The organism is Halobacillus litoralis (assembly GCF_020171725.1).
Classification (GTDB): domain Bacteria; phylum Bacillota; class Bacilli; order Bacillales; family Halobacillaceae; genus Halobacillus; species Halobacillus litoralis_F.
In genome coordinates, this window is record NZ_JAIVAJ010000001.1 from 440,529 (window position 1) to 455,032 (window position 14,504).

At 43.9% G+C, this 14,504-nt stretch carries 12 protein-coding genes; 3 read left to right on the forward strand and 9 right to left on the reverse strand.

Features of this window, described 5'->3' with window-relative positions; genetic code table 11:
- Positions 1-4 precede the first annotated feature (4 nt).
- The 3 genes from LCM20_RS02400 to LCM20_RS02410 form a co-directional block, all read right to left on the reverse strand.
- Entirely contained in the window at positions 5-982 is a 978-nt protein-coding gene (locus LCM20_RS02400; RefSeq protein WP_225193826.1) for an alpha-ketoacid dehydrogenase subunit beta, read from the reverse strand.
- A gap of 3 nt (positions 983-985) precedes the next feature.
- Positions 986-2,068 carry a pyruvate dehydrogenase (acetyl-transferring) E1 component subunit alpha gene (pdhA, locus tag LCM20_RS02405; RefSeq protein WP_318247289.1) on the reverse strand — a complete coding sequence of 361 codons (1,083 nt, stop codon included), beginning with the start codon at positions 2,066-2,068 and terminating at the stop codon, positions 986-988.
- A gap of 484 nt (positions 2,069-2,552) precedes the next feature.
- Complete coding sequence (locus LCM20_RS02410) at positions 2,553-3,284, reverse strand: YkyA family protein (RefSeq protein WP_225193827.1); 732 nt, start codon at positions 3,282-3,284, stop codon at positions 2,553-2,555.
- Between the two features lie 205 nt (positions 3,285-3,489).
- On the opposite strand from LCM20_RS02410, the gene def reads away from it, so the two are divergent.
- Positions 3,490-4,044, forward strand: coding sequence for a peptide deformylase (def, locus tag LCM20_RS02415; protein ID WP_225193828.1), 555 nt, complete (start codon positions 3,490-3,492; stop codon positions 4,042-4,044).
- A 117-nt stretch (positions 4,045-4,161) separates the two neighbouring features.
- Here def and LCM20_RS02420 read toward each other — a convergent pair whose 3' ends face one another.
- On the reverse strand, positions 4,162-4,935 hold the full coding sequence (locus LCM20_RS02420; protein ID WP_225193829.1) for a Cof-type HAD-IIB family hydrolase: 774 nt from the start codon (positions 4,933-4,935) through the stop codon (positions 4,162-4,164).
- Between the two features lie 428 nt (positions 4,936-5,363).
- On the opposite strand from LCM20_RS02420, the gene LCM20_RS02425 reads away from it, so the two are divergent.
- Positions 5,364-5,573, forward strand: coding sequence for a DNA-dependent RNA polymerase subunit epsilon (locus LCM20_RS02425; RefSeq protein ID WP_225193830.1), 210 nt, complete (start codon positions 5,364-5,366; stop codon positions 5,571-5,573).
- A 3-nt stretch (positions 5,574-5,576) separates the two neighbouring features.
- A complete protein-coding gene (rnjA, locus tag LCM20_RS02430; protein WP_225193831.1) occupies positions 5,577-7,244 on the forward strand; it encodes a ribonuclease J1 in 1,668 nt (555 codons plus the stop codon).
- Positions 7,245-7,293: 49 nt separating this feature from the next.
- Here the strand turns inward: rnjA and LCM20_RS02435 are convergent, their stop codons facing one another.
- From LCM20_RS02435 to LCM20_RS02455, 5 genes are all read right to left on the reverse strand, one after another.
- Positions 7,294-9,015, reverse strand: coding sequence for a pyruvate oxidase (locus tag LCM20_RS02435; RefSeq protein WP_225193832.1), 1,722 nt, complete (start codon positions 9,013-9,015; stop codon positions 7,294-7,296).
- Between the two features lie 168 nt (positions 9,016-9,183).
- Entirely contained in the window at positions 9,184-9,849 is a 666-nt protein-coding gene (locus LCM20_RS02440) for a potassium channel family protein (RefSeq protein ID WP_225193833.1), read from the reverse strand.
- Between the two features lie 133 nt (positions 9,850-9,982).
- On the reverse strand, positions 9,983-10,996 hold the full coding sequence (locus LCM20_RS02445) for a cytochrome d ubiquinol oxidase subunit II (RefSeq protein ID WP_225193834.1): 1,014 nt from the start codon (positions 10,994-10,996) through the stop codon (positions 9,983-9,985).
- Positions 10,993-12,354, reverse strand: a complete 1,362-nt coding sequence (locus LCM20_RS02450; protein WP_225193835.1) for a cytochrome ubiquinol oxidase subunit I — start codon at positions 12,352-12,354, stop codon at positions 10,993-10,995. The genes LCM20_RS02445 and LCM20_RS02450 overlap by 4 nt, the downstream gene beginning before the upstream one ends.
- 303 nt (positions 12,355-12,657) lie before the next feature.
- Entirely contained in the window at positions 12,658-14,490 is a 1,833-nt protein-coding gene (locus LCM20_RS02455) for an ABC transporter ATP-binding protein (RefSeq protein ID WP_225193836.1), read from the reverse strand.
- Between the last annotated feature and the right edge of the window lie 14 nt (positions 14,491-14,504).

Sequence of the window (14,504 nt, forward strand, 5' to 3'; positions counted from 1 at the left end):
ATGATTAAAAGTTCATTACTGCGTTTACTTTTTCAACGATTGAGTTGTGGTTTGGCAACCATACTTCTTCCGCCTGAGTGAACGCGTAAACTGTATCTGGAGCGGCTACACGTAGAACTGGAGCTTCTAGGTGTAGAATCGCCTGTTCTTGAATTTCAGCTGCAACAGCAGAAGCGATACCTGCAGATTTCTGAGCTTCCTGTACAACAACGGCACGATTCGTCTTCTTAACAGACTCTAAGATCGTTTCATAGTCTACAGGGCTCACTGTGCGAAGGTCGATGACTTCAGCACTGATGCCGTCTTTTTCAAGCTCTTCTGCTGCTTTAAGGCTGGAGTGAACCATAGCGCCGTAAGCAACAAGCGTAACGTCCGTACCTTCACGTTTGATAGCTGCTTTATCAAGCTCTACTGTGTACTCTTCTTCCGGTACTTCTTCACGGAATGAACGGTAAAGCTTCATGTGCTCAAGGAAGATTACTGGGTCGTTATTGCGGATTGAAGAGATCAACAGTCCTTTTGCATCATACGGGTTGGATGGAATGACTACACGTAGTCCCGGTTGTTGAGCCATAAGGCCTTCAAGAGAGTCTGCGTGAAGTTCAGGTGTGTGTACACCGCCACCGAAAGGAGAACGAACTGTAATCGGCATTGGACGTGTACCACCAGAACGGTAGCGGTAACGAGCCATTTGACCGCTGATTGCGTCCATTACTTCGTAAACGAACCCGAAGAACTGGATTTCTGGTACTGGACGGAAACCAGTCAGTGCAAGACCGATTGACATACCGCCAATTCCGGATTCAGCTAGTGGTGTATCGAATACACGATCTTCGCCGAATTCTTTTTGAAGGCCTTCAGTCGCACGGAAAACACCGCCGTTTTGACCAACGTCTTCACCGTAAATTAGCACGTTTTCATCATTTTTTAGCTCAGTGCGCATTGCGTCTGTGATGGCTTGAATCATTGTCATTTGTGCCATGATCTACTTCGACTCCTTTTCTGTAAATTCTTCCTTCTGTTCTTTTAGGTTTGGAGGAAGTTCTTCGTGCATGATATCGATTAGATCTGTAACTTTTTGTTTAGGAGTATTATCTGCTTCTTTGATCGCAGCTTTAATTTCTTCTTTTGTTTTCTCGATCAATTCGTTTTCTTCTTCCTCAGACCATAGGCCTTTTTCTTCTAGGAATTTACGGAAACGAACGATTGGATCTTTCTTCTCCCACTCGTTATCTTCATCTTCCGTACGGTAACGAGTTGGATCATCACCAGCCATTGTGTGAGGACCATAACGATAAGTCAGTGTCTCGATGAGTGTCGGACCTTCACCATCAACAGCACGTTGACGCGCTTCTTTTGTTGCTGCATAAACAGCTAGAACGTCCATACCGTCTACTTGAATGCCTTCGATACCAGCAGCAACTGCTTTTTGAGCAATTGTTTGAGCAGCTGATTGCTTCTCAACTGGTACAGAAATTGCGAAGCGGTTGTTTTGAACAACAAAGATGGACTGAGCTCCGAAAGCACCTGCGAAGTTAATTCCTTCGTAGAAGTCACCTTGTGAAGCACCGCCGTCACCAGTATAAGTAATCGCTACGGCGTTCTCGCCACGTTTCTTATAACCAAGACCAACACCAGCAGCTTGTGTGATTTGTGCACCGATGATGATTTGTGGACTTACAGCGTTAACACCTTCAGGCATTTGGTTCCCTTTGAAGTGACCACGGGAGAATAGGAATGCTTGATAAAGTGGCAGACCGTGCCAGATCAATTGTGGTACATCACGGTAACCAGGTAGGATAAAGTCTGCTTTTTCCAATGCAAATTGACTTCCCAGCTGAGAAGCTTCCTGACCTGCTGTTGGAGCGTAGAAGCCTAGACGTCCTTGACGGTTCAGCGCGATTGAACGCTGGTCCAGGATACGTGTGTACACCATACGGCGCATAATTTCTTTTAAATCTTCATCTGATAAATCAGGCATAGCGTCTTCATTGACGATTTGACCTTCTTCATTCATGATTTGAAACGTTTCGAACTGATTTTCAATGTTCTCAAGAGTTCGTTTCAAAATGATTCACCTCTTCCTTTCATATTTGAAAATGGATGCTGTGACTAGCTTTCCCAATTCTTTAAAAAATCTGTACCGATTCACACTTTACGTTTTACCCCGTCCACAACTTAATTAATCATGAGCAAGATCAACACGTAAACTGTTACATTCTTAGATGAATATTTACTGGTACAATGTAAATCCACTTTGTAGTTTAGCTCAATTCGTCATCATTCGTCAATCACTTTACAAAATATAATAGAGACTATAAACACTCATATGTGATAAGTGTAAAAAAGTGGTGAATCTTGGGGCGCTTCGCCCAATACTGTATCACTTCAATATGATACCTGTATTAATTCTAGATCTTTTTCTGTTCTTTTTGCAACTGTTCTGCCTTATGAAACATGTCGGCCTTTGCTGAACGGTGAAATGCCGAAGCTCACATCGAATAGTTTTTGAAACAAAGAAAAAAACCGTCTCGTGCGAGACGGTTTTCGTATCATTCGGAAGAATTGCTTTCTTCGGTTTGATCACTATTTTCTTCTTGACCGTTGTTCTCTTCGTTATTGGAAGGCTCTTCAAATTCCACTTCCAAATCTGATGCTTCATAAAACTCTTTCTTCAATTGGTTGTACTCTTCTGTGTATTGATTGAATTGATCATTGGATTCAATTACCTTTGTGTAAGCCTGATTGATCTCGTCAATCTGAGCTTGAAGGTCTTCCTGCGTCAATTCTTCGTTCTGCATCATTTCATATAATTCAGCATCGAGGGTCAAAGCTTGGTCATAATTACTGTATAACTGCTGATAAGCATCATAACGCTGCTGCATCTTGTCATACAGTTCATCTGCCTTCTCTTTTACCTCAGAACCTTCTTCCAAGTCACTCAACAAGGGTTCGATTTTATCAAACTCTTCTTTCGCAGCTTCGATACTTTCTTTTTCAAGTTCTAATTTTTCACGTCGATCCTCTACAATACCAGCTGCTTCCTGAGATAACTGTTTGATTTGATCGAATTCATTCATGCTCAGTTCGATGATCTGGTTGTAAAGCTCCTGCTCTTGACTCTCAAGCTCGACTAATGGCTCCTGTTGTTCGCGGAACGCATCTTCTAATGTCACCGCTTTTTCTAGATGTTCATACATTTCTTCTTGAGCAGACGGCCCTGTGCAAGCAGACAAAAGAAAAGCCGCTGCAGCAAGCAACGCCATAAGCAAACGTAAACGCACGAATAGTTCCCCCTTGTACTACAACTTCATCATTGTAATCTTATGATATCTACCATAGTATAATAAATGAAAATAAAATGAAAGTGGCATTTATCGTATTTTTCCAATTCCATTTTTATTTCATGTAAGGCTTAAATACGCTTTTTTAGAGCTTCATTCTAAATGTATGGTACAGTGACTAAAGATAGAAAGGATGTTTGGTTTTATGATTACAATGAACGATATCGTACGCGAAGGCCACCCTGCCCTCCGTAAAGTAACGGAAGAGGTCGACCTTCCTCCATCGAAAGAAGACCAGGAAACCCTCGAAGAAATGCTTCAATATCTGAAGAACAGTCAAGACGAGGTTGTATGCGACCGATATGGTCTTCGTCCTGGTGTAGGTCTTGCCGCCCCGCAGATCAATGTGAACAAACGTATGCTTGCTGTACACTTCGTTGATTTGAAAGATAAATTATATTCTTACGGTTTATACAACCCTCGAATCGTCAGCCACTCGGTTGAAAGAACGTATTTATCCACTGGTGAAGGGTGCCTGTCTGTGGACCGCGAAGTTCCAGGCTACGTACCGAGATACCGTCGTATTACAATTAAGGCGACAGATCTTGAAGGAAACGACGTGAAGCTGCGCCTCAAAGATTATGCAGCCATCGTATTTCAACACGAGATCGACCACTTGAACGGTGTTATGTTCTATGATCACATCGATCAAGAAGACCCATTCAAAGAGCCTGAAAACGCTACTCCAGCCGATCAATAAATATAAAAAGAGCTCAGACATCTTAGTCTGAGCTCTTTTCTGTGATAAACAGGGAATTAGTTTCTTAATAAGTTGCTTCATATAACATCAGTCATTAAATGATCCGCGTAACAAGACTTACAAAAGGCCAACTTCATAAATAGCTTTTACAAGTCCCCCATCATTCACGTCTTCTGTCACGTAATCACTCACCTGCTTCGTTTCAAAAACTGCGTTGCCCATCGCTACTCCGACACCGGCTGCTTCAATCATCTCTACGTCATTCAGCCCATCCCCAAAAGCATAGGAATCCTCGATCTGCAGTCCAGCGGCTTCAATCAGTTTCTTGATTCCTTCTGCTTTAGAACCGCCTGAAGGCAGAACGTCACAGGAATACTGGTGCCAACGAATGTAATCAAACTCATCGTGCTTCTGGCGGTATTCGTCAATTTCATCCCCCTCACAGAAAAGAAGGGATTGATAAATTTCACGCGTTTCATAGAATGAAGCATCGACAGGAGGATGGTCCATGTAAAGGGATCCCAGGCTCTTTTGGATATGAGCGTGATCGGGAGTCGTTGCTTTCATACCTTCGTGATTCATGAACACCATTGGATGGTCATTCGATTCAGCATCCGCATGCAAGGCTTTCAGATGCTCTGTAGAAAGTGGGTTTTTATACACGACTTCCCCTTCAAAAACAACATATTGTCCGTTGAAACTTACGAAGGTATCGATTCCAAGTGTGTCCCGAAGCTCTTTATACATAAATGGAGCTCTTCCTGTAGCAATAGCGACAAAGACTCCCGCATCTTTAAGGTCTTGAATAGCCTGCTTCGTCTCGATCGGCAGTTCTTTCTCATGATTCAGAAGGGTGCCGTCTATATCAAAGAATGCAATTTTCTTTTTCATGTTTCAACTTCCTCTCCGTTTGAATTCCGCAGTGTTATGTAATACTAACAGTGGATAGTATTTGGCTTTACTTTAGCATGACTCGTAAGGTTTGAGAAGAAAAACAACCAATATTCGAAATGTAAATGTTTCATTCTTTACCAAACCGTATTATACTAGAAGTAACAGGGATTGGGCGGTTTAACGTTTTTAGTGCTTTTCTTCATCTTGGAAAGGAGATGGATGCACGATGATGAAGCGTCTAAGAAGGGTGCTTAGAAAACGTTGGAAAAAACTTATGGAACGAAAAACCTACGCGTGAATCTTGAATGGATGGTTTGGAACTCGTTGAACCATTGCGATTCAGTACCACACACTTAAACAAACGTGCTATGATTGATGACAGGACAAAAATGTGGAAATTATATCTAGTTAGGAGCGATAGAGAAATGATTTTTAAAGTATTATATCAGGAACATAAAGAAGAAGTTCCTGTTCGCGAACGTACACAGGCCATGTACGTGGAAGCGGAAAAAGAGAGAGAAGTACGAAAGAAGCTAGCAGAAAAGGGTATTAACATTGAATTCATCCAAGTGCTTAATGAGGATCACTTGGCTTACGAGCAACAGTCAGAAGACTACGCCGTGGAGAACGTGTAACGGATGAAGTTTGTAAAGAATGACCAGACCGCCGTTTTCGCTTTAGGCGGACTTGGTGAGATCGGTAAAAACACATACGGTGTACAATTCCAAGACGAAATCATCCTCATTGATGCTGGAATTAAATTCCCTGAAGACGAACTGCTTGGTATCGATTATGTCATCCCTGACTATACGTACCTTGTTCAGAACCAGGACAAAATTAAGGGACTCTTTATCACACACGGTCACGAAGACCACATCGGTGGAATCCCTTACTTACTAAAAGAAGTGAATATCCCTATATATGCTGGAAAATTAGCAGCTGGCCTACTTCGTAATAAACTGGATGAACACGGCTTATTACGAAACACGAAATTACACACAATCGAGGAAGAAGATGTGATCAAGTTCCGTAAAACATCGGTATCTTTCTTCCGTACGACACACAGTATTCCAGATTCATTCGGAATCGTTGTAAAGACCCCTCCTGGTAACGTCGTTCACACTGGAGACTTTAAATTCGATTTCACCCCTGTCGGAGAACCTGCCAATCTAACCAAAATGGCTGAGATTGGAAAAGAAGGAGTTCTCGCCCTGTTATCAGATAGTACGAACGCCGAAGTGCCTGGCTTTACGAAGTCGGAACGTGTGGTTGGACAAAGTATTCAGGACATCTTCACTCGCGTAGATGGTCGTTTGATTTTTGCAACGTTCGCTTCGAACATCCACCGTTTACAACAAGTCGTTGAGGCGGCTGTAAGGAATAACCGTAAAGTTGCGGTATTCGGTCGAAGCATGGAAGCATCCATTACAATTGGACGGGAGTTAGGTTATATCCGCGCCCCGAAGGATACGTTTATCGATGCGCAGCAGATTAACCGTCTTCCTGCAAACGAAGTAGCCATTCTATGTACCGGATCTCAAGGTGAACCGATGGCGGCCCTTTCACGTATCGCCAATGGTACGCACCGTCAGATCCAAATTCAGCCAGGCGACACCGTTGTGTTCTCTTCTTCCCCAATCCCTGGAAACACAATTAGTGTCAGCCGTACAATTAATAAGTTGTACCGTGCAGGAGCAGATGTTATTCACGGTCCATTGAATGACATTCACACATCCGGACACGGTAGTCGTGAAGAGATGAAGTTAATGCTTCGACTCATTCAACCTAAGTTCTTTATGCCGATCCACGGTGAGTACCGCATGCAGAAAGAGCACGCGAAGCTCAGTCATGACTGTGGAGTTGAACCAGACAACTGTTTCGTTATGGATAACGGAGATGTACTGGCTCTAGGAAAAGATGAAGCGATGGTGGCTGGCAAGATTCCATCCGGCTCTGTCTACGTAGATGGAAGCGGCATTGGCGATATTGGAAATATCGTTCTCCGTGACCGTCGTATTCTTTCTGAAGAAGGACTTGTCATTGTTGTCGTGAGTATCAACATGAAGGAATTCAAGATTGCTTCCGGCCCGGACATCATCTCTCGTGGATTCGTTTATATGAGAGAGTCTGAGGACTTAATTAAAGAAGCTCAAAAGCTTGTTAGTTCCCATGTAGAAAAAGTAATGGAACGTCGTACGACCCAATGGTCCGAAATTAAAAATGAGATTACGGATACCATCGCTCCATTCTTATTCGAGAAAACGAAGCGTCGCCCAATGATCCTTCCAATCATTATGGAAGTGTGATACAAATAAGCCCCCGCTGTTAAACAGCGGGGGCTATTTTTTGTGATCATTACGTTAAACGCTTCAGCGCCTTCCTCATATCAGGCAGATCCAGTGTACCGCTTTCGAAGAAGTTCTTGATGATATAAGAAGAGTAGTTGACCGCAGACTGGTAATCAATATGTCCAGGAAGCGGTGCTTGGTCATCAATCACTACATCGATAACGGCAGGCTTGTTGGATAAGAAGGCTTGCTGAATTTTCGACTCCAGGTCTTCGAAGGTTTCAATTCGGTATCCTTCTCCCCCGCATGCCTCAGCAAACTTGGCAAAATCCATTTCACCTAAATCCGTTTCATAATTCAAGTGTCCCATTTGTTCCTGTTCATATTTAATCATACCGATTTTGCTGTTATTCAACACGACCATCTTAATCGGCAAATCGTATTTTACAGCAGTCACAAAATCATGCATGACCATAGAAAAACCACCGTCTCCTGCAATGCCAATCACCTGTTTGTCCGGATAAGCAAGCTGTGCAGCGATGGCTCCAGGTAAAGCACTGCCCATCGTAGCAAGCCATCCTGAAAGCATGAACTTCTGATCGACTAACGGAAGGAACCTTGATACCCAGACGGTCGAGTTTCCGACATCGCCAGAAATGACAGCTCCTGGTTTCATGACTTTTTCAAGTTGATACATCACTTGTGGTGCATGAATCGGGTTATCCTGAGAACGTTTCTCTTCCTGCAAAGCAATATGCCAGTCCTTCATTTTATCTTGATACTTAACGAGGTAGTCTCTTGATTCCGCAGGCACTACCATTTCCATAAGGGCTTGCATCGTTGCTTTTGCATCACCTGGAAGTCCAACATCAACCGGATAGTGCTTTCCGATGTTGGCAGGCTCATTATCAATTTGAATCGCCTTCACGTGGTCCGGCAGGAAGTCTCGATACGGGAACTGCGTACCTACCAGAATGAGAAGATCGGTCTCCTTCACAGCATGGTAAGCTGGCTTCGTACCGATTTGACCATGCTGCCCTAGGTTATATGGATGATGATCAGGAATCACCCCTTTGGCAAGCAGACTAAGCACGATGGGTGCCTGAATGGTCTCTGCAAAAGAAAGCAGCGATTCTCGAGCGTGCTTCGTACCCTGACCGGCTAAAATCAAAGGTTTCTCAGCCGCTTCAATAAGTTCACGCGCTTTATTCAAATCATTCGCTGCAGGCATCATTTCCGGTTTCACATACCCTGGAGATGTCAGCCTCGGTTCGTCCTTGAACTTCTTAGCAAAAAGATCATCCGGGACGATGAGCACGGAGACCCCACGCTCGGCATAAGCCTGACGGATCGCCTGATTCATTAGATCAGGGAGCTGAACTTCCGTTTCCACTCGTTTATTAAAAACGGCTACGTCGTCAAACATCCGCTCTAAATTGATCTCTTGAAAGGCTTCTGTACCAATTTCAGTACTGTTCACCTGTCCAACAATCGCTAAAACAGGGACGTTATCCGCCTTCGCGTCGTACAGTCCATTCATTAAGTGGATGGCTCCAGGACCAGCGATCGCCAAGGTGACGCCGAGCTGCCCTGTTACCTTGGCGTAGGAAGAAGCAGCAAGTGCTCCTGTCTCTTCATGTCTGACTTGAATGAACTGTATATCTTCTTGTTTTTTCCGCAAATCCTCGACAAATTCATTGACGGAATCGCCGGGTAAGCCGAATACATGTTTTACATTTTGGGAAATGAGTTGGTCTACTAGAACTTCACCTGTTCGTTTTTGAAACATATCCTTCACCTCAACTTATAGCGTATAACCTTCTTATTTCCCATATGAAAAGTTCTTAAACGAAAAAAAAGACGCCTTCCAAAAGTGGAGGCGCCCCGTTCTCTATATTGCAGCAAGCATTTAAGAATACCTTTTATTAATAAAAGGTATTCAAAGTTGGATGCTTCTTTAGTCTTCAACGACCAAGTTTTTCTCAAATCGACTGATATCTTTATCTGCACCGATAACGATCAATACATCACTCTCTCTAATTTCTTCTGTCGCCATAGGTGATACGATGACATCTTTTTTACGCTTAATAGCCACGACGTTACACCCATACTGCGCACGAATATCAAGATCGACTAATGTACGGCCGCTCATTTTGCTACCAGCCTTCACCTCGACAACACTATGGTCGTCAGACAGTTCGATGTAATCGAGAATATTGTTGGAGATAATGTTGTGGGCGATACGTTTCCCCATGTCCCTCTCAGGGTGTACGACGTGATCGGCACCTATTTTGTTCAATACCTTCTCATGGTAATCATTTTGCGCCTTGACGGTAATCGTCTTGATGCCAAGTTCCTTTAACATCAATGCTGTCAGAATACTTGCTTGAATGTTGTCACCAATCGCCACAATGACATGGTCGATATTTCTAAGGCCTAACTCTTTTAACACATTCTCATCTGTAGAATCAGCGATGACTGCATGCGCAGCAATGTCTCTATATTCATTGACTTTATCCTCATCTAAATCAAGAGCCAGAACTTCCATGCCTTCACGGCTTAACTCGCGGCAGATGCTGCCTCCAAATCGTCCCAACCCGATAACTGCGAATTCTTTTTTCATTATGAGCTTCCTCCATATTCCATGAAATCTAACGTTATTCTACCACATAACTGGTCCTATTGTCTGTCGGATGGCGCGGAATAAACGCTTTAAAAAAGAAGATGGATCGCTATTTCGATCCACCTTCTTTGCACTATTTCTTCCCTTTTACATAATCCGCATCGAAAAGGAATAAACGCATCAATAAGATTAAGGAAGGTATCAACAGACACAATCCCGCAATGAATACGACAATTAATGAAATCGCCATCGTTTCGTTCGTCACACCACTCGAAATTGTGATAAAAGGACGTAGGATGTACGGAAGATGGGAAGCTCCGTACCCAAAGAATGCAAATAAGAATTGGAACATCACAGAGACAAATGCCCAACCATAATACTTTCCTTGATAGACTAGAAATACTGCAATCATGAAGAAGGCTACTGATATTCCGAATACCCACCAGAGATCAAGCGCACTCTCATAGTGGTCATAGTTCTGCTGACTGAGTGCAATGAATGTTGTCAAGCTGGCAATGATAGTAGGTGAACTCCAGAACAGAGCGTACTTCCTCACCAGTTCCAACGCCGGCTCGTCTCCCGCTCTATTGGCGTAATACGCGAGAAACATCGCACTGATGTAGAGGACGGATACAATAGCCAGGAAAACGACACTCCATGAATACGGGCTCGTTAACAGTTCCCTGTAAAGCAGCTGGACACCATTTGCGGTTTCTTCTATGAAACCACCTTCAGAAATCGTGAGTGCTGTCGAAAGGGATGCCGGTATTAGCAGCCCTGTAGCTCCATAAAGAAACATATAGAATGCATTATCCTTGGACCCATAACTCTCAAAAGCATAGAAAGAACCACGAATCGCTATGAGCACGATTGCAATACTTCCCGGGATTAATAAGGATTGGCCGTAGTAATAAGCTGTGTCCGGAAAGAATCCGACCAGCCCTACGAAGAAGAAGACGAAAAAGACGTTCGTTACTTCCCAAACGGGAGAAAGATAACGGGAGATCAACTGATTCATAATATGATCTTTCTTTGTCATCCTCGCATAATAGGCAAAAAACCCGGCCCCGAAATCAATCGAGGCCACGATGAGGTAGCCATATAGGAAGAACCAAAGAACTGTAATTCCTATTAATTCATAACTCATGACTTGTCATCCTCCTTCGTAGCAGCAATTTGCGGGAACCTGTGCTCAAGTTCAAGCTCTGCCGGGTTGTCTTTGAACATCTTTCTAAGGACGACCACACAACCGACGCCCAGTACAACATAAAGGGCGAAGAACAACCAGAACATCGCCCCTACATAAGGGGATGTTGTTGCAGCTTCTGTCACCGTCATAAAGCCTCGCATAATCCAAGGCTGACGGCCGACTTCGGCATAGATCCACCCGAACTCGATGGCGAGCATCGAAAGCGGTCCGGCAACGGCAATACCTGCCAGGATCAATCGATTGTGCTCATTCCACTTCTTGATCTTCCAGAAGACGAGGAACAACATCGAAATGCCTAATGTATAGAAACCGATCGTTACCATAAGGTCGAACATATAGTGAATCCAGAGTGGTGGCCGCTCGTCTTCAGGTGTTTCTTCCAACCCTTGCACCTCTGCATTAAAATCACCATAAGCGAGGAAGCTTAAAGCATTCGGTATTCGAATCGCATTCTCCACTTCATTGTTTTCATTCAACGTTCCGAACACGACAAGATCCGCTCCTGCCTCCGTTTCAAAGTGCCACTCACCTGCTGCCAATTTCTCTGGCTGGTGTTCGGCAAGGAATTTAGCAGATAAGTCGCCGGCTACAGCTGTTAGGATGGCAAAGATGAACATCATAGAAACTGTTAGTTTCAATGCTTTTTTGTGATAAGCGGAGCCTTTTTTCAACAAGATCGAAATGGCTGCAATCGCCGCTAGAACGGCTGCTGCGGTGAGATAGGAAGACGAAACAACGTGGAACACCTTTGTTGGTGTAGCCGGATTGAACATCGCTGCTAACGGATCAATCGCTGTAATCGTTCCATTCTCCATATCAAATCCTTGAGGCTGGTTCATGAATGAGTTCACCGTCGTGATGAAGAACGCAGACATCGTTCCGCCGATCACAACTGGTATCGACAGCAGCCAGTGGTATATCGGGTTTTTGAAACGATCCCATGTATATAAATAAATCCCTAAGAAAATCGCTTCAAAGAAGAAAGCGAAGGTCTCCATAAATAGAGGCAGTGCAATGACATTTCCGGCGAAACGCATGAAGCTTGGCCAAATTAAGGAGAGTTGCAAACCTATCGCCGTTCCTGTCACGACCCCTACTGCTACCGTAATGGTGTACCCTCTCGTCCAACGTCTTGCAAGCAGTGTGTAGTGAGGGTCTTTTTTCTTGATTCCGATTAGTTCAGCTACTGACACTAAAACAGGAACCCCTACCCCAAGCGTTGCAAAGATGGCATGGAAGAGAAGAGTCATAGATGTTAAGAGACGACTGATCGTCGCACCATCTAATTCAAACATTTCAATTTCCTCCTCACGAATCAATCTATCAATTATTGCGAGTTTGTCTATGTTCAGTATAAAAGGTGTAACCGTTTCATGGTTCATCGGTTGTTGACGATTTTGTGACAAACTTCACAAACGTTTAATTTGCACTCAGAATACACTACAATATTTCATTTGTCTAAAGATTTACTTGCAAAACTATTACCCTCTATCGACCAAAACGTAACGCCATCCTGCATTACCAAGCATCTTGAGGGGTTTTTGACAAAAGTTTGAACAAAGAAAAACACCTACTATTGAAGTAGGTGTTTCCTTTTTCTATATCGCATCAAGCATTTGGAACTGGGCTTTGACAAGTTCATAGTACTCGCCTTTTTGATCCATCAGTTCATCATGAGATCCATTTTCAAGAATTTTTCCTTGTTCTAAAACGAAAATATTATCCGCTTCACGGATCGTCGATAATCGGTGGGCGATCATGATCGCTGTGCGTCCTTTTAACAATTTCCGAAGAGCCTGCTGGATCTTCACTTCTGTTTCTGTGTCGATACTCGCTGTCGCTTCATCCAAGATCAGAATCCGAGGATTCGCAAGAAGTGCACGGGCAAAGGATAGAAGCTGTCGTTCTCCTGCAGAGAGAATGCTTCCACGTTCCTCGACTTCTGTTTCATACCCATTGCTCAAGCGTTGAATGAAGTCATCTGCTCCTACGACTTTCGCTGCTTCCTTCACCTCTTCATCAGACGCTCCTGGCTGACCGAATCGGATATTCTCCATGATCGTCCCTGAGAAGATGAATGTATCCTGAAGGACGACACTGATCTGCTGGCGCACACTATCTATCGTCGCGTCCCTCAAGTCGACGCCATCGATTCTAACGGCCCCTTTCGTCGGGTCATAGAACCGGCTGACGAGGTTTGCGATCGTCGACTTCCCAGAGCCTGTGTGACCAACAAGGGCTACCGTCTCTCCCTGCTTCATCTCCAAATTGATGTCATGAAGGGCGATTCTTTTTTCATCGTAGGCAAACTGGACATGATCGAATTCGATGTGCCCCTTCATGTCCTTCAAGTTGACGGCATTGTCCTTCTCCTCGACATTCGGCTGTTCATCAAGGAATTCAAAGATTCTTTCCGATGCAGCCATGGCCATAAGAAGCTGATTGTACATCATACCCAGTCTAGAAATCGGTTCCCAGAACATGCCCAGGTAGAAGGAAAAGGTTACAAATGTTCCTACTAAGATATCATCTTGTATGATGAGATGAGCACCATATGCTACAAGAATTACCGTACCAACGGCATTGCTCATCTCAACAAACGGACGGAACATCGAGCTTTTCTTAACAGCTGTATCCCAAGATTTAAAGTTATCTGTATTGACACCATCAAAGTACTCAGTGTTCTCCTTTTCCTGCGTGAAAGACTGTGTGATCCGCACACCCTGAATGCTCTCGTTCAAGTGAGAGTTCAGTTTTGACTGTTGGATCCGTACGTCCTGCCAGGACCTGCGGATATTACGGCGCAGTTTGGTCGAGATGTAGAACATAATCGGTAAAATGACTAATATCGCAAGTGCAAGCTTAGGGCTTATGACAAAGAGGATAATGACAATACCTGTGAGCATTACAACATCCATAAGTAGGTTTACGATTCCGTTCGTGAATAGTTCTTGTAAAGAGTTGATGTCATTCATAATCCTGACGAGAATCGACCCGGCGGACCGGGTGTCAAAGAACCGGTGGGAGAGCCTTTGAACGTGCGAGAACAAATGCTGTCTCAAATCGTAGATGACGTTCTGCCCCAGTATGTTCACATACTTGATTCTGAGCGCATTTCCGATATAACTGAGTAGGTACATGATTCCGATACCCACTACAAGTTGAACAAGGAATGGTACATCCTCATTCTCAATCGCGATATCAATGGCTACTTTACCTACTAAGATCGGCACGACGAGACGCACGATGGTCGATACAAGCATCGCAATGATGGCAATCGGTAAAAGGGTCTTCGCATACGGTTTAATATAGCGGAGCATACGCCACATCTGCGACCAGTTGAATGGCTTCTCTATCGCCTGATCCTGTGTATATTTGAATCGATTCAAATGCTTTGTCGTTTCTGGTTTATGTTTAGGTCTTTTAACCAAAGGGATCCCTCCTT